Origin of the sequence: Arthrobacter sp. PAMC25284, assembly GCF_019443425.1 — a bacterium.
GTDB lineage: Bacteria > Actinomycetota > Actinomycetes > Actinomycetales > Micrococcaceae > Arthrobacter > Arthrobacter oryzae_A.
Genome location: NZ_CP080382.1, coordinates 3734171 through 3750379, shown reverse-complemented (window position 1 = coordinate 3750379; position 16209 = coordinate 3734171). Strand labels below are relative to the sequence as shown.

The following is a 16209-nucleotide window of genomic DNA, read 5'->3' as shown; positions in this document are numbered from 1 at the left end:
CGGCGCTGCGGCTACTGCCCCGGTCCGGTCACCACCGGGTTCGCCGGGTTGTTGGACCATTCGGAGAAGGAGCCCGGATATAGTGCAGCCGGAAAGCCTGCGATTTCCAGCGCCGCGATTTCGTGGGCCGCGGTGACACCGGAGCCGCAATAGACGGCGGCGGGGACATCATCGCTCATCCCCAGCGCGGCGAAACGCTGCCGCAGTTCCGCAGCGGGCAGAAAACGACCGTCGTTGCCGAGGTTCGCGGCGGTGGGGGCGCTGACGGCGCCCGGAATGTGGCCGGCCCGGGGATCGACCGGTTCGATTTCGCCGCGGTACCGCTCCACCGCGCGGGCGTCGAGCAGCAGTCCCGCCCCTGCCCAGGCCGCAGCCTGTCCGGCGTCGATGATCGGCATCGCGCCGTCGGAGAGCGTGACGTCGCCGCGAGCCGGCGATTCCGGCCCCGTGGCCAGTCCGTAGCCTGCCGCGCGCCAGGCGGCGAGGCCGCCGTCGAGCAGGTACACAGTCTGGAAACCGGCATGCCGCAGCATCCACCAGAGCCGTGCGGCGGCCGTATTGCCGCTGTCGTCGTAGACCACCACCACGTCGTTGTCGCGGACACCCCAGCGGCGCACCGATTCCTCGAACCGGTCACGCGGCGGAAGCGGGTGCCGGCCCCGCCGGGGATCCGCGGGGCCGGCGAGTTCGCCCGCGAGATCAACAAAGACCGCCCCGGGCAGGTGTCCGCCGAGGTAATGGTCGCGGCCATGCGGGTCTCCCAGCGCCCAGCGCACGTCCAGCAGGACGGTCCGCCGGCCGGAGTGCCGCCGGTCGTTGAGTTCGGCCACATCCATCAGGGTCTGCATCTGCCCACTATATCCACGCGGATCAGGGCCGCAGGTAGTCTGGTGCGGTGATTAGTATGCGTAACCAGGACCGTGCGTGGGCCGACGAGGCCATCCGCAGAATCAATGCAGAGAATAACCGGTCCGCCGACACTCATTTGTATTCGGTCCCGCTTCCGGAACAGTGGGGCGTCCGGCTGTACCTTAAGGACGAGTCCACCCACCGCACGGGCAGCCTCAAACACCGGCTGGCCCGTTCCCTTTTCCTCTTCGGCCTGGTCAACGGCTGGATCAGGGAAGGCACCACGATCGTGGAAGCCTCGAGCGGAAGCACCGCGGTCTCGGAAGCCTATTTCGCCCAATTGCTGGGCCTGCCGTTTATGGCCGTGATGGCCCGCACCACGAGCCGCGAGAAGATCGCCCTGATCGAGCAGTTCGGCGGGTCCTGTGTGCTGGTGGACCATGCCTCGGAAGTTTACGATGTCGCCGGTGAGCTGGCCCGCAGCACCAACGGCCACTATATGGACCAGTTCACCTACGCCGAGCGCGCCACCGACTGGCGGGGCAACAACAACATCGCGGAGTCGATCTTCGGCCAGCTGGCGCTGGAGGAACATCCCGTTCCGGACTGGATCGTTGTCGGCGCCGGGACCGGCGGCACCTCCGCCACGATCGGCCGCTACCTCCGCTACCAGAGCCACAACACGCAGTTGTGCGTCGTGGACCCGCAGAACTCCGCTTTTCGCCCAGGCTGGCTGGCAGCCCGCGGCGGTCATGGCGGCGCCTCTGCCACGCCGGGAACAGCACTGCCGTCCCGGATCGAGGGCATCGGCCGCCCCCGGCTCGAACCCAGCTTCGTCCCCGCGGTCATTGACCACATGATCGAGGTTCCCGATGCCGCGTCGGTGGCTGCGATGCGGCATTTGCAGGAGCACGCCGGGCTGCACGCAGGCCCCTCGACCGGGACCAATCTGTGGGGTGTGTGGCAGCTCATCGCCGGCATGATCGCCGACGGCCGCCGCGGCAGCATCGTCTCCCTCATGTGCGACGGCGGGGAACGGTACGCCGGGAACTACTACAACCAGGACTGGCTGCGCAGCCAGGACCTCGATCCGGAACCGTACGAGGCGGCCATCGCCCGTTTCTTCGCGACCGGGGCCTGGCCGTCCTAGGAACCGGCCGAATCCCGCCGGCAGGCTCCTGCCCCGGGTCCGTCCGGGATCGCTACAGCTCCACCGACTCGCCGCTGTCCAGGTGCCGGAAATCGGTCCCGTACTTGGCGCCGAACCGGGTGACATGCCCCTCGACGAGCCCCAGTCCGCTGGCGTTGAGCAGCGCGTCGTGGATCTGGAAGGCCCGCGGCGCGCGGATCCCGATCACGAAGTCCACAACGTCACCGACCTTGTTCCATGGCGCGTGGATCGGCACGAGCAGGGTCCGGACCTCGACGCCGTCGGGAATGATGAAGGAATCCCCGGGGTGGTACAGATTGGAATCCACGAGGTAGCCGATATTGGCCACCACCGGAATCTGCGGGTGGATCAGGGCGTGCTGGCCGCCGAAGCTCTTCACCGCGAATCCCGCCGCGTCGAAGTCCTCCCCCGGGGCCACGGTGTGGATCCGCTCCGCGGCACCGTCGGACTTTCCCCTCAGTTGGGCCGCGACCCCTTCCGGGGCGAAGAGCTGCAGGACGTTGCTCCCGAGCAGCGCCGACACCACGGCCTCGACGTCTATGTGGTCAGGATGCTCGTGGGTGATCAGCACGGCGTCAGCCCCGGCCAAGGCCTGGTCCGTTTCGGAAAAGGTCCCCGGATCCAGCACCAGGACCCGGCCGTCCTTTTCGAGGCGGACGCAGGCATGGGTGAATTTCGTGAGCTTCATCGGGCCAGCCTAGGCATCCCCCGTCGCAGTGTCCACGGACCCGACTGGTAATCTTGAACTTTTCCACCACCCGAAACACCAGCGTCAGCGAGGCGAGTTCCACCATGACCCAGGGCGCCAGCACCGGCCGGACATCCGCCGCGGCCCCGGCGGCCGGCAAGGAACAACGCGTCACCAAGCAGCGCCTCGCCGTCAGCGCCGCCCTGGATGATCTGGCGGACTTTGTCAGCACGCAGGAGTTGCACCGCATCCTCCAGGACCGGGACACCGCCGTGTCCCTGGCGACTACCTACCGGATCCTGCAGTCACTCGCCGACGACGGCCTCGTGGATGTGCTCCGGAACGCCGACGGCGAAGCCGTATACCGGCGCTGCGCCGTGACCGGACACCACCACCATCTCCTGTGCCGTACCTGCGGCAAGGCTGTCGAGGTGGAAGCCCCCGCGGTCGAAGCCTGGACCGCGCGGATCGCCACGGAACACGGCTTCACCCAGGTGGAACACACGGTGGAAATCTTCGGGCTGTGCCCGGCGTGCACCATCGCGTCCGGCAGCTAGAAAGGGTGGCGCCACCCGCCGGCTGCATCTCCCCGGCGTCGTTCAGGCGGCCGGAACCGGGGAAGTCCGCAGTACGCGTCCGTTGATGCCCTGTTTCATCCGGTAGTTCCCCACCAGCCGGCACACCACGTAGATCAGGAACGACAGCGTGGTCACGTAGGGGCTGATCGGGAGGCGCCCGCCAAGGGCCAGCATGATGCCGCCCACCGTCGCCGTCATGGCGAACACCACACTGAGCGTCACCACAAGCCGCGGCGAGGACGTCACCCGCAGTGCGGCAGCCGCCGGCGTGATCAGCAACGCCAGCACCAGCAGTGCGCCCACGATCTGGATGGACAGCGCCACGCTGATACCCAGCAGCACCATAAACCCGATACCGAGGGCGCGGACCGGCACGCCGCGGGCCGTCGCGACATCCGGGTCCACGCTGGCAAACGTCAGCGGCCGCCAGATGGCAACGAGCGCGAGCATCACCACAACGGCGGCACCGGCCAGCACCTGAAGCTGGACTGTGCCCACCGACACGATCTGGCCGGTGAGCAGGCCAAACTTATTGGCGGCGCGGCCCTCATAGAGGGACAGGAAGAGAATGCCCAGGCCCAGTCCGAACGGCATGATGACACCGATGATCGAGTTCTTGTCCCGAGCCCTGATGCCCATCACGCCGAGGACCAGCGCCGCGGTAACCGAGCCGGCCAGCGAGCCCAGGATGACGTCCGCCCCGATCAGCAGCGCCAGAGCAGCCCCGGCGAAGGAGAGTTCGGAGATCCCGTGGACAGCGAACGCGAGGTCCCGTTTCATCACGAACGTGCCCATCAGTCCGCCGAGGAGCCCAAGGACCGCTCCGGCCCACAGGGAATTCTGGACGAGGACCAGCAGTTCGCCATAGTTCTCGAAGTTGAAAACAGCGTTCAGCAAAGCATCCGGATCCACTCAGCCCACCTCCCCGGCTACGGCGTGGGAGTCTTCATGATGGTGGGTAGCCGCTTCCGGCAGCCCCACGACGATCAGCCGGCCGTTCGCCTGGATGACCTCCACATGGCTGCAGTACAGCTCGGAGAGGACCTCGGTGGTCATGACTTCGGCGGGGGTGCCCACGCGGAACCGGCCGTCGGCGAGGTACAGCACGCGGTCCACATAGTCCATGATCGGGTTGATCTCATGGGTCACGAAGACGACGGCGCTGTCCCGCTCGTGACACTGCCTGTTGATGAGCGCGCTGACGGCCTGCTGGTGCTGGAGGTCCAGGGACAGCAAAGGCTCATCGCAAAGCAGTACCGCCGGGTCGGCCGCCAGGGCCTGCGCCACGCGCAGCCGCTGCTGCTCGCCGCCGGAGAGCTGGCCGACCGGGACGTTCGCGTAGTCCGTGGCGCCGACGAACCCGAGGAGCTCATCGATCCGGCGGCTGGTTTTTGCGACGCCGGTGCGGATGCCCCAGCGGTGGCCGTCGACGCCGAGACCCACGAGATCCCGGGCGCGCAGCGGGGTGTCGGGGTCGAAGGACTTCTGCTGCGGGACATAGCCGATCCGGCGGCTGCCGCGTTCCACCGGCCGCCCGCCGAGTTCCGCCGTGCCTGCGCTCAGTTCCACCAGGCCGAGCAGGACTTTCAGGAACGTGGTCTTGCCGCTGCCGTTGGGACCCAGCACAGCGAAAAATTCGCCCGGGTTGATATCCAGGTCCAGGCCCTCCCACAGGGTCCGCTGCCCAAAGGAGAGGGTGGCACCCCGCAGGCTCACTACCGGTGTCAACTGAAATTTCCTCGATTTCCTGCGTCGTCAGATGCTTCCGCTTTTCCGATCATCTTAGGCTGGTCAGCCTCTAGCCGGGGCTCCGCGGCGGCCGCCGGCCGTTCAGCCCAGGGCTGCGCTGATGCTGTCCACGTTGGCGGTCATCCACTGCACGTAGGACTGCCCCTCCGGCAGGGTCTCGCGGAAGTCCAGCACCGTGACGCCCGCGTCCTCGGCCGCTTTTTTCACGGCCTGGGTCTGCGGGCCTTCCGTCTGCGTGTTGTACGCGAGCAGCCTGACGGCGCCGGATCCCATCAGGTCGACGGCGTCTTTGAGCACAACGGGCGGCACATCGGCGTCATCTTCGATGGCGGCCAGATACGCCATGGGCATTTTGTTTTCCAGTCCCGCATCCTCCAGCAGGTACAGCGGGACCGGCTCGGTCACTGCCATCGGGACCTGATCGGACGTCGATTTGAGGGCGGCGAGCCGGGCTTCAAGCTGGCCGAGCGACTCTTTGAAGGACACAGCGTTGATCCGGAAAGTCTCCGCGTTGGCAGGTTCCAGGTCCGCGAGTCTGGCGGCGACTGCGTCGGCAAGCCGGCCCATGGCCGGCAGGCTGTACCAGACGTGCTCGTTGAACGAACCGTAGCCGTGGCTGTGGCCGGCCCCATCCGGGGCAGCTGAGGACCCGGCATCAGCGGCCGCCGGGGCAAGCCCGGAAACATCCACGGCGCTGATGAGGCTGCCGTGGTCCAGGCCGGTGTCGTCGGCCAGTTTGTGGATGAAGTCGTCGTAGCCGCCACCGTTCTCCACGATCAGTTCCGCCTTCGAGACAGCCAGCTTGTCCTGGGTCGTGGCCTCATACGAGTGCGGATCCTGGCTGACCCGCGAGATAAGTGCGGTGACGCGGACCTTATCCCCGCCGATGATGCTGACAATGTCCCCGTAGACGCTGGTCGACGCGACCACATCGACGGTGCCGTCGCCGGTCTCTCCGCCGCCGCTGCCGGCGGGCGTTCCGCACGCGGTCAGCACGAGCGTGATACCGGCGACGGCGGTCATCAGGGCACGGGGAGCAGGACGACGCAAGGGAACCTCGGATCTGTTATTGAGAATCAGGAGCAATAGCACGAGTGTATCCCTAAATAGGAATCATTCCTATCTAGGGATACACGGCCGTGACTATTTGTCCTGGCCCAGCCGGCGGTAGCCGGTGGCCTGGGTAGCGTCCCTGATCTCACCGACAAGCTCTTCGATGACGTCTTCCAGGAAGAGCACGCCCCTCGTATTACCGTCCGGGCCGATCACCCGGGCCAGATGCGAACCGGTCCGCTGCATCACAGACATGGCCTTCTCTACCTCGTCGTCCATGGCCAGATTGGCGAGCGAACGGATCCGGCTGTCCGCGACCGGCTGGTGATAGGCGGACTCGGGGATGGACAGCACATCCTTGATGTGGAGGTATCCGTAGAGCATCCCGTCGTCGTCAAGCATCGGGAACCGCGAAAAGCCTGTCCGGCTGACCGCTTTTTCGAATTCCGCGGGCGTCGTCGCCGTTTTGAGCATGACCAGCTTGTCCAGCGGAACCATGACCCGGGCCGCGGTGTGCTCCGAGAATTCGAGCGCACCGGTGATCAGTCCGGCGTCGTCGTCCACCAGGCCGTGCCGGGTGGATTCCTGCACGATCGACTGGACCTCCTCGAGGGTGAACGAGGAGTTGACTTCGTCCTTGGGTTCGATCCGCATCAACCGGAGGATGTGGTTCGCGGACCAGTTCAGGGCGACGATGACAGGTCGGACCATCCGGGCAATGAACATCAGCGGCGGGGCCAGCAGCAGCGCCGCCTTATCCGCGACGGACACCGAAATGTTCTTGGGGACCATTTCGCCGAAGGTGACGTGCAGGAAGGTGACCGCCAGGAGGGCTATGGCGAAGGCCGCGACGTCCGCGATCTCCACCGGAACGCCGACGGCGTGCAACGGCACCGCCAGCAGGTGGTGGATCGCCGGTTCGGCAACCTGCAGGATCAGCAGCGAGCACACGGTAATGCCCAACTGTGCGCACGCGAGCATCAGCGAAACGTTTTCCATGGCGCGCAGGGTGGTCTGCGCGCGTTTGGAGCCGGCCTCGGCCAGCGGTTCGATCTGGCTGCGCCGGGCCGACATCACGGCGAACTCGGCGGCCACGAAGAAGGCGTTGCCGATCAGCAGGACGACAAGCCAAAGAATTCCGGCCCAGTCACTCATGCGGCACCTGCCTGGATGTCGGACTTTTCCCCGCCGGTATTCCTGACGGGGCGGAAGCAGATCCGGTCGATCCGCCGGCCATCCATCCGGGTCACGCTGAGGGTTCCGCCACCGACGTCGACGGTGTCCCCCTCGGCCGCAATCCTGCCAAGCTGGCTCATGACGTAGCCTCCCACCGTTTCATAGCTGGCCTCGTCAGGGACAGTCAGGCCGGGAACCTGCTCGGAGAGCTCATCGGGACGCAGCAGCCCGGGGAAGTACCAGTCGCCCGCGGCGCTCTGCAGCAGTCCGGGCCGGACCCTGTCGTGCTCGTCGGCGACTTCCCCAACGATTTCCTCAACGAGGTCCTCGAGTGTGGCGATTCCTGCGGTTCCGCCGTATTCGTCGAGGACCACGGCGAGCTGGAGATTGCCGGTACCCTCGCGCAATTCGGCGAGCAGCGCATCGAGGTGGATCGTTTCCGGCACGCGGAGCACATCGGTCATGATGGCGCCCGCCTCCAGGTTCGCGCGCCGGTCCGCAGGCACGGCAATGGCTTTTTTGATGTGGACCACGCCGCGGATGTCGTCGGAGGACTCCCCGATGACCGGGAACCGGGAGTAGCCGGTGCGTTTGGCCGCCTCCACGATGTCCGAGACCGGCTGGTCGGCGTCGATGGTCTCCACCCGGATCCGGGGCGTCATAACGTCCGCAGCGGTCCGGCCGGAGAACTTCAGCGTCCGCGAGATGAAGTTTGCCGTGCCGGCGTCCAGGGTGCCCATCGCGGCGGACCGGCGCACGAGCGAAGCCAGCTCGGCCGGGGTGCGGGCTCCCGAGATCTCTTCCTTGGCCTCAAGCCCAAAGACGTTCAGGACCTTGTTGGAGAAGCCGTTCAGGACCACTATGGCGGGCTTGAAGACGGCGGTGAAGACCAGTTGCGGGCGGGCCAGGGCCCTACCGACCGGAAACGACAGCGCAATGGCCATATTCTTCGGCACCAGTTCGCCGATCAGCATGGAAAGCAGCGTCGCCAGCGTCATGGCAAGGACCAGTGACACCGAGCCGGCGGCTGCGGACGGGACCCCGACCGCGGCCAGAGGCCCCTCGAGCAACTTGCCGACGGAGGGCTCCATGACGTAGCCGGTCAGCAGGGTGGTCATGGTGATGCCCAACTGACAGCTCGACAGCTGCGTGGACAGGGATTTGAGGCACTTCAGCAGTGGCTCGGCGGCCGTATCGCCGTTGTCCACGGCACGCTGCACCGTGGACTGGTCAAGGGCCACCAAAGAGAATTCCACGGCAACGAAGAAACCGGTGCCGAGGATGAGCAGCAGGCCGGCCGCGAGGAGTAGCCATTCCATCTAGCGGCCTGCTTCCGGCGGGCCTGCAGGCCCGTGGTGCCGCGGTCCGGACGGGAGGCCGCGCGCGGGCAAGCTGCCCGGCGGAGGATGGTCAGCGGAGGCTGACGCTGTTTCCTGGAAGGCTCCGGGGTGATGTGCCGCCGGAGAATGATGGGCGCGTGAACGGGGTTTGCCGGCTCTGCGGGTGGACTGCGCGGGAACGGTTTCCGTTACCCGCTGACAGCCCCCAGGCCGGCACCTAGATTTACTGTCCATAAGAGTTCCAGTCTACAGGGAGCGGCCGCCTCCCCGTCGCGCTCGAGCCGTGCGCCGTGCACGGTACGGACGACGTCGGCGGGCGTCCGGCCGCCGGGTCACCAGCTCTGCGCCAGTGGCCGGCCCTCTTCGTAGCCTGCCGCGGACTGGATTCCGGCGACGGCGCGTTCGCGGAATTCGGCCAGGTCTGCGGCGCCGGCGTAGCTCATCGAGCTCCGCACGCCCGCGGTGATCATGTCCAGTAGGTCCTCGACGCCGGGCCTCGCCGCATCCACGTACATCCGCGACGTGGAGATGCCCTCCTCGAACAGCGCCTTCCGGTCCTTCTCGAAGGCCCCCTCCCGCTGGTTGCGGTGCTGCACCGCGCGGGCCGAGGCCATCCCGAAGCTTTCCTTGTACTGGCGTCCACCGGCATCAGTCTGGAGGTCGCCAGGACTTTCGTGTGTGCCGGCGAACCAGGAACCAATCATGACCTGGCTGGCTCCGGCGGCCAGGGCCAGGGCCACATCGCGCGGATACCGGACCCCGCCGTCAGCCCAGACCCGGCCTCCGGCGGCGCGCGCCGCGGCGGAGCATTCGAGGACGGCCGAGAACTGCGGACGGCCAACCGCCGTCATCATCCGGGTGGTACACATCGCGCCGGGGCCGACGCCGACCTTCACGATGTCCGCACCGGCGCTGATCAGCTCGCGGGTGGCTTCCGCCGTGACCACGTTGCCGGCGACGACCGGCACACCGGGGCTGAGACGTTTGACGGCGGCCAGCGCATCGAACATCTTCTGCTGATGGCCGTGCGCCGTATCAAGGACCAGCACATTGACGCCGGCGGCCAGCAGCTCGGCCGCCCGGCCGGCAACGTCGCCGTTGATCCCTACCGCGGCAGCCACCTTGAGGTTCCCGTCGGTGTCCAGGGAGGGTCGGTACAGGGTGGAGCGCAGGGCCCCCTTCCGGGTGAGGACACCAATCAGGGCGCCGTCGTGCTGGACCGGGGCGTAATCGGTCCCGGCTGCGTCCATCGCGGCGAACGCGTTCTGGAGCGCTTGTCCCGATCCGCCATCGAGCGTCCCGGCGGCCAGAACGAGGGGCTGGTGCCGGATCACGGAAGCCAGCGAGGCGAAGCGGTCCTGCCCTTCGCAGTCGGCGGCGCGGATCACGCCGGTCACCGTTCCGGCGTCGTCCGCCACCACAACGGCACCGTGCGGCCGTTTGCCCATCAGGTGCAGGGCATCGATGACGGTATCGGAGGGCGCCAGCCGGACGGGAGTTTCCAGCACCGGATGCCGGGTCTTGAGCCACCCCGTGACGTCCCGGATGACCCCTATCGGCACGTCCTGGGGCAGGACTGCCAGGCCGCCGCGGCGGGCCATGGTTTCGGCCATCCGCTTGCCCGTCACTGCCGTCATGTTGGACGCCACCAGCGGAATCGTCGAGCCCGTACCGTCGTCCGCGGCCAGGTCCACGTCCAGCCGCGAGATGACGTCCGAACGGGACGGGACCAGGAAGACATCGGAATAGGTGAGGTCGGTGCTGGGCTCATTCAGGAAACGCACGGTGGCTCCTTTGTCGGCGGGCTGGCTTTTACCGGACATCCCCGGTGTCGCATCGGCGCGGCTCCTGCGATTCTAGGCGAGGGGCGGGTCAGCGGCACGGCTTCTGCCCACGCGATCCGGAGCCCTCCGGCAGCCGGTTCCGGGCGACATCATGAATTGCGTCACCCTTATTGGCGGTTTCGCGAGGATCGTCATTAGACTGGCATGGGTCTGGGTCCACTGGACGTACAAACTGGTTCATCCGTCGTGCCGACGCGCCGTGGAATCAGCGGGAATCAAACTCATGGAAGAGGCGTATTTCAAGTGCCAGAGCAGCCTAGCCACCGTCTACCCGAGGAATTTGGCGGAAACGAGTGGCTCGTTGACGAACTGTACGAGCGTTACCAGCAGGACAAGAACACGGTTGACGCCAAGTGGTGGCCCTTGTTCGAGTCCTACGACGCCGGCGACGGTTCCTCGACCAATGGAACGACAGGCACGGCAGGAAACGCCGCGCGCCCCGAAACCCGTGAACTGCCCGCCGTAACCCGTCCTGCGGCAGCGACGGCCCCTGCAGCACCGACTCAGGCTCCCACCCAGCCCGCAACGGCTCCGGCAACGGCTGCACCCGCCGCGGCCGCACCCATTACAGCAGCACCCAAGGCCCCTGCCACCGTCGCCCGCGACGGCTCCAAGAACACCGAACCGGGCACGGCCACCACGCCGATTCCGGCCCAGCTGCCCAAGAACATCAAGGCGCCCACGGCTCCCGAAGAAGACGTCGTTTCGATCCTGCGCGGCCCGGCCAAGGCCATCGCCACCAACATGGTGTCCAGCCTTGAGGTCCCGACGGCCACCAGCGTCCGGGCGATCCCGGCCAAGCTGCTGATCGACAACCGCGTGGTCATCAACTCCAACCTGGCCCGCGCCCGCGGCGGCAAGGTCTCCTTTACGCACTTCATCGGCTACGCCGTCATCCGCGCCCTCTCCCAGTTCCCGTCCATGAACGTCTACTACGACGAAATCGACGGCAAGCCCGTCGCCGTCCAGCCGGCGCACGTGAACTTCGGCATCGCCATCGACATGCCCAAGCCGGACGGCACCCGCCTGCTGATGGTGCCGAACATCAAGAAGGCCGAGACACTCAACTTCTCCGAGTTCTGGCACACGTACGAGGACCTGATCAAACGGGGCCCGCAGCGGCAAGCTGACCGCCGATGACCACTCCGGCACCACCGTGTCGCTGACCAACCCCGGCGGCATCGGCACCGTGCACTCTGTGCCACGCCTGTCCAAGGGCCAGGCCGCCATTATCGGCGTCGGCGCCCTCGACTACCCCGCGGAGTTCCAGGGCGCGAGCGAGAAGATCCTCGCGCAGAACGCCATCAGCAAGGTCCTCACGTTGACTTCCACCTACGACCACCGGGTCATCCAGGGTGCCGGCAGCGGCGAGTTCCTGAAACTGGTCCACCAGCTCCTCCTGGGTGGCCAGAATTTCTACGATGAGATCTTCGAATCGCTGCGCATCCCCTACGAGCCTGTCCGCTGGAGCCCGGACCTGCAGGTGGACCCGGCCGACCAGATCAATAAAGTCGCCCGGATCCAGCAACTGATCCACTCCTACCGCGTCCGTGGCCACCTCATGGCGGACACCGACCCGCTGGAATACGTCCAGCGCAAACACCCTGACCTCGATGTCCTCACCTATGGCCTGACGCTCTGGGACCTGGACCGCGAATGGCCCACCGGCGGCTTCGGCGGCAAACCGATGCTGAAGTTCCGGAGCATCCTCGGGGTCCTCCGCGACGCCTACTGCCGCACGACCGGCATCGAGTACATGCACATCCAGGACCCGGACGAGCGCAAGTGGTTTCAGGACCAGCTGGAGCACCCGTACTCCAAGCCGAGCCGCGAGGAGCAGCTGCGGATTGTCTCCAAGCTCAACTCCGCCGAGGCCTTCGAGACCTTCCTGCAGACCAAGTTCGTCGGCCAGAAACGGTTCTCCCTGGAAGGCGGCGAGTCGCTGATCCCGCTGCTGGACGCCATCATTTCGGACGCAGCCGACGACCAGCTCGACGAGGTGGCGATCGGCATGGCCCACCGCGGCCGGCTTAACGTCCTCACGAACATCGCCGGCAAGACCTACGCCCAGGTCTTCCGCGAATTCGAAGGCACCCAGGACCCGCGTTCAGTGCAGGGTTCCGGCGACGTGAAGTACCACCTCGGCACCGAGGGCACGTTCACCTCCGACAACGGTAACGAGACCAAGGTCTACCTCGCCGCCAACCCCTCTCATCTGGAAGCCGTGGACTCCGTCCTGGAGGGCATCGTCCGCGCCAAGCAGGACCGCCTCGACCAGGGCGAGAACTTCCCCGTGCTGCCGATCATGGTTCACGGCGACGCGGCCCTTCGCCGGCCAGGGTGTGGTGGCGGAGACGCTTAACCTCTCCCAGCTGCGCGGCTACCGTACCGGCGGCACCATCCACATCGTGGTCAACAACCAGGTCGGCTTCACCACCGCCCCGTCGTCGTCGCGTTCCTCCACGTACTCCACGGACGTCGCCAAGATGATCCAGGCACCGGTGTTCCACGTGAATGGCGATGACCCGGAAGCCGTGGTCCGGATCGGCCAGCTCGCCTACGAGTTCCGCCAGCGGTTCCACAAGGACGTTGTTATCGACATGGTCTGCTACCGCCGCCGCGGCCACAACGAGGGCGACGACCCCTCGATGACGCAGCCGCTGATGTACAACCTGATCGAAGCCAAGCGTTCGGTCCGCAAGCTGTACACGGAATCCCTGATCGGCCGAGGTGACATCACCGAGGAAGAGGCCGAGCAGCTCCTGCGCGACTACCAGGAACGGCTGGAACGTGTTTTTGCGGAGACCCACGCGGCCCAGACGTCCCCGATTCCGATCGTGACGGCCGACTCCGCCGCGGTGTCGGACATCGAACGCCCAATCGCCCAGCAGTCCGATTTCGGCATCAATGCCCCTGCCTCGACGGCGATTTCCGCCGACACATTGGCCCGCATCGGTAAAGCCCACCTCGAAATCCCGGAGGGCTTCACCGTCCACGCCAAACTCAAGCAATTGCTGGAGAAGCGTGAAGTGATGTCCCGTGAGGGCGGCATCGACTGGGGCTTCGGCGAGCTCGCCGCCTTCGGCTCGCTCATCATGGAAGGCGTACCGGTCCGGCTGGCAGGCCAGGACTCCCGCCGCGGCACCTTCGTCCAGCGCCACGCCGTCTTCCACGACCGCGCCAACGGCGACGAGTGGCTCCCGCTCGCGAACCTCTCCGATGACCAGGCCAAACTGTGGATCTATGACTCGCTGCTCTCTGAATTCGCCGCGATGGGCTTCGAATACGGCTACTCCGTCGAGCGCCCCGACGCGCTCGTTTTGTGGGAGGCGCAGTTCGGTGACTTCGTCAACGGCGCCCAGACCATCATTGACGAGTTCATCTCCTCGGCTGAGCAGAAGTGGGGCCAGCGGTCCTCGCTCGTGCTGATGCTGCCGCACGGCTACGAAGGCCAGGGCCCGGACCACTCCTCGGCCCGGATCGAGCGCTTCCTGCAGATGTGCGCGGAAGACAACATGATCGTGGCCAACCCGACCACGGCGGCGTCGCACTTCCACCTGCTGCGCCGCCAGGCGTACAGCCGGCCGCGCAAGCCGCTGATCATCTTCACCCCGAAGCAGCTGCTGCGCCTCAAGGCCGCTGCGTCCTCTGTCGAGGACTTCACCACGGGCGCCTTCCGTCCGGTCATCCCGGACCACGAGCACCTGCAGGCGGACGCCGTCGAACGCGTCCTCCTGGTCTCCGGCCGGCTGTACTACGATCTGCTGTCCACCCGGCAGAAGACCGAGGACAAGACGACGGCGATCGTCCGGGTTGAGCAGCTCTACCCGCTGCCCGCGGAGGACATCGCGGCCGAGTTGGCCAAGTACCCGAACGCCGAGGTGTGCTGGGTCCAGGACGAACCCGCCAACCAGGGTCCGTGGCCGTTTATCGGCCTCAACCTGCCGGAGGAGCTCGACCGGCCGGTGCGGCGCATCTCCCGCCCCGCCTCGGCGGCCACCGCCGCCGGGTCGATGAAGCGCCACGCAGCCGAGCAGGACGCGCTGCTGAAGCAGGCATTTGCGCGGAAGTAGTGTCACAGCTGCCCGGCCGGAAACCCACACGTGCGACTCCGGCCGGGCAGTTCTGTTTAATGAACAGAACTGCGTGAACAGAATTTTTGAAGGACAGCGTGTGATGATCCGGTCAATGTGACAGGGTCACGGGGCAACGTGGAGTGAAGAGGTAGTCGTGGAAGATCGGAAGCTGCGGATCGCAGCCGTTGGGGACGAGCTGTTGGCCGGGCTCGGTGATCCCCGCGCGCTGGGCTGGCTGGGGCGGGTGCTGGCCCGGACCCCACAGGACGGGACGGCGCTCGAAAGCTACTCCCTGCCGTGCCCCGAGGAGGGAACAGAGGGCCTCGCAGCCCGCTGGCTCGAGGAAGCCGGACGCCGCTTCGGCGACCATCACGAGAATCGCCTCGTGATTGGACTCTCCGGCCGGGACATCGCTTTCGGCCTCTCCACCGCCCGCAGCCGGCTGAACCTGGCCAATATCCTCGATACCGCTTCACAGAACAAGATCGAGGTTTTTGTGGTGGGTCCGCCCCCCACCCTGGATCCGGCGCAGAACCGGCGGCTGGGCGAGCTCAACACTGCGTTCGCCGATGTCACAACGCGCCGGAAACACCTCTACGTGGACACGTTTTCGCCGCTGCTGAACCACGAACAGTGGCGCCAGGACCTGGCCGCGAACGGTGGCACCCCGGGCCAGGCCGGCTACGGTCTGATGGCGTGGCTGGTGCTGCACCGCGGCTGGTTCCAGTGGCTTGGCATGGATGCCCCGGAATAGCGCGCGCCCGCGCCCGGCTTGACCCGCGGCGTGACCACGGGCTAGCGTGGCCGGTGTCGCGATATATCGCGAATTTCGCGCACCTGCGCGACACCCGGGAGGAAATCATGACAGAGGCCAACTGGACCGTCACCGGTCCCGAGACGATTGAGCTGGAGGGTGTCCGATCCCTCCGGCTTGGCATCATCCGCGGCCGCTTCGACATTACAACGGGCAAGGCAGACCACACCCGGATTGAGGTCTCCACGGTTGACGGCGATCCGCTCGCGGTTTCGCAGGTCGATGGCCGCCTCGAAATCCGGCACCAGCTGCACGGTCCGCAGGGCTGGTTCAAGAACCTGATGCGCACCGTCAGCACCGGCAGCAGCAACTCCGTTATTCTCCGCGTGGAGCTGCCGGCCGGCGTCGATGTGGAGGCCGGAACCGTCAGCGGCGATGGCATGGTCTCGGGGACCGGCGGACACACCCGGCTGAACACCGTATCCGGGTCCATTCTGGCGGATGACACGTCCGGTGAGCTGTCCATCAACACCGTCAGTGGCGCCGTGATCGCCCGCAATCATCGGGGCGTCCTGACGGCCCGGAGCGTCTCGGGCGAAGTGACGGCCTCCGGCGAGATCAGCAATGTCCGCTCCAATACGGTCAGCGGCGACTTGAGCTTCGACCTGCACGGTTTCACCCGCGATGTGGGCGCGAATTCGGTCTCCGGCGACGTCACTGTCCGGGTGCCGCACGACGTCGGCGTGGACATCATCGCCAATTCCGGCAGCGGCACCGTCATCATCGACGGGCAGAAATACCCCCATCCCGGTGGCGCCGTCGAGACCATTGCCGGGCCTGACGCCCAGCTGATGCTGCTCCGCACCAACTCCGTCTCCGGGACCACCTCGGTCATTCACCGCCAGCCCGCACCGGACGCCGGCTAGGCACG

12 protein-coding genes and 1 pseudogene are annotated in these 16209 nt (G+C 66.6%); 5 read left to right on the top strand and 8 right to left on the bottom strand.

The genetic code is table 11. The features are described from left to right. Window positions 1–11: 11 nt before the first annotated feature. Entirely contained in the window at window positions 12–848 is an 837-nt protein-coding gene (locus KY499_RS17340) for a sulfurtransferase (RefSeq protein ID WP_123254963.1), read from the bottom strand. Between the two features lie 56 nt (window positions 849–904). Between KY499_RS17340 and KY499_RS17335 the strand changes: the two genes are divergently transcribed. Then, window positions 905–1999 carry a PLP-dependent cysteine synthase family protein gene (locus tag KY499_RS17335; RefSeq protein WP_123254964.1) on the top strand — a complete coding sequence of 365 codons (1095 nt, stop codon included), beginning with the start codon at window positions 905–907 and terminating at the stop codon, window positions 1997–1999. 52 nt (window positions 2000–2051) lie between these two features. Here KY499_RS17335 and KY499_RS17330 read toward each other — a convergent pair whose 3' ends face one another. Then, window positions 2052–2708: an MBL fold metallo-hydrolase gene (locus KY499_RS17330; protein ID WP_123254965.1), complete on the bottom strand. Its 657-nt coding sequence runs from the start codon at window positions 2706–2708 to the stop codon at window positions 2052–2054. A gap of 104 nt (window positions 2709–2812) precedes the next feature. Between KY499_RS17330 and KY499_RS17325 the strand changes: the two genes are divergently transcribed. After that, window positions 2813–3265, top strand: a complete 453-nt coding sequence (locus tag KY499_RS17325) for a Fur family transcriptional regulator (RefSeq protein WP_123254989.1) — start codon at window positions 2813–2815, stop codon at window positions 3263–3265. 42 nt (window positions 3266–3307) lie between these two features. On the opposite strand, the gene KY499_RS17320 is transcribed toward KY499_RS17325, so the two are convergent. From KY499_RS17320 to KY499_RS17295, 6 genes are all read right to left on the bottom strand, one after another. Continuing rightward, the gene (locus KY499_RS17320; RefSeq protein ID WP_123254966.1) at window positions 3308–4198 is read right to left on the bottom strand and encodes a metal ABC transporter permease; all 891 of its coding nucleotides are present in this window, start codon (window positions 4196–4198) and stop codon (window positions 3308–3310) included. Next, entirely contained in the window at window positions 4199–5014 is an 816-nt protein-coding gene (locus KY499_RS17315) for a metal ABC transporter ATP-binding protein (RefSeq protein WP_183164468.1), read from the bottom strand. A 102-nt stretch (window positions 5015–5116) separates the two neighbouring features. After that, entirely contained in the window at window positions 5117–6058 is a 942-nt protein-coding gene (locus tag KY499_RS17310; protein WP_123254968.1) for a metal ABC transporter solute-binding protein, Zn/Mn family, read from the bottom strand. A 120-nt stretch (window positions 6059–6178) separates the two neighbouring features. Beyond that, window positions 6179–7243 (bottom strand): hemolysin family protein, encoded by a 1065-nt coding sequence (locus KY499_RS17305; RefSeq protein ID WP_123254969.1) that lies wholly within the window; start codon window positions 7241–7243, stop codon window positions 6179–6181. After that, entirely contained in the window at window positions 7240–8583 is a 1344-nt protein-coding gene (locus KY499_RS17300) for a hemolysin family protein (RefSeq protein WP_123254970.1), read from the bottom strand. Before KY499_RS17300 ends, KY499_RS17305 begins: the two co-directional genes overlap by 4 nt. A gap of 353 nt (window positions 8584–8936) precedes the next feature. Continuing rightward, window positions 8937–10388 (bottom strand): GuaB1 family IMP dehydrogenase-related protein, encoded by a 1452-nt coding sequence (locus KY499_RS17295; protein WP_123254990.1) that lies wholly within the window; start codon window positions 10386–10388, stop codon window positions 8937–8939. Window positions 10389–10691: 303 nt separating this feature from the next. Between KY499_RS17295 and KY499_RS17290 the strand changes: the two are divergent. From KY499_RS17290 to KY499_RS17280, 3 genes and pseudogenes are all read left to right on the top strand, one after another. Beyond that, window positions 10692–14521, top strand: a pseudogene (locus KY499_RS17290) (multifunctional oxoglutarate decarboxylase/oxoglutarate dehydrogenase thiamine pyrophosphate-binding subunit/dihydrolipoyllysine-residue succinyltransferase subunit). Window positions 14522–14678: 157 nt separating this feature from the next. Beyond that, window positions 14679–15278 carry a GDSL-type esterase/lipase family protein gene (locus KY499_RS17285; protein ID WP_123254972.1) on the top strand — a complete coding sequence of 200 codons (600 nt, stop codon included), beginning with the start codon at window positions 14679–14681 and terminating at the stop codon, window positions 15276–15278. Between the two features lie 107 nt (window positions 15279–15385). Beyond that, complete coding sequence (locus KY499_RS17280) at window positions 15386–16204, top strand: DUF4097 family beta strand repeat-containing protein (RefSeq protein ID WP_123254973.1); 819 nt, start codon at window positions 15386–15388, stop codon at window positions 16202–16204. Window positions 16205–16209: the final 5 nt, after the last annotated feature.

What these genes read in the sequence shown, in the direction of transcription:
- KY499_RS17340 (WP_123254963.1), bottom strand. Translation starts at nt 848, where the DNA reads ATGCAGACCCTGATGGATGTGGCCGAACTCAACGACCGGCGGCACTCC.
- KY499_RS17335 (WP_123254964.1), top strand. Translation starts at nt 905, where the DNA reads ATGCGTAACCAGGACCGTGCGTGGGCCGACGAGGCCATCCGCAGAATC.
- KY499_RS17330 (WP_123254965.1), bottom strand. Translation starts at nt 2,708, where the DNA reads ATGAAGCTCACGAAATTCACCCATGCCTGCGTCCGCCTCGAAAAGGAC.
- KY499_RS17325 (WP_123254989.1), top strand. Translation starts at nt 2,813, where the DNA reads ATGACCCAGGGCGCCAGCACCGGCCGGACATCCGCCGCGGCCCCGGCG.
- KY499_RS17310 (WP_123254968.1), bottom strand. Translation starts at nt 6,058, where the DNA reads ATGACCGCCGTCGCCGGTATCACGCTCGTGCTGACCGCGTGCGGAACG.
- KY499_RS17305 (WP_123254969.1), bottom strand. Translation starts at nt 7,243, where the DNA reads ATGAGTGACTGGGCCGGAATTCTTTGGCTTGTCGTCCTGCTGATCGGC.
- KY499_RS17300 (WP_123254970.1), bottom strand. Translation starts at nt 8,583, where the DNA reads ATGGAATGGCTACTCCTCGCGGCCGGCCTGCTGCTCATCCTCGGCACC.
- KY499_RS17280 (WP_123254973.1), top strand. Translation starts at nt 15,386, where the DNA reads ATGACAGAGGCCAACTGGACCGTCACCGGTCCCGAGACGATTGAGCTG.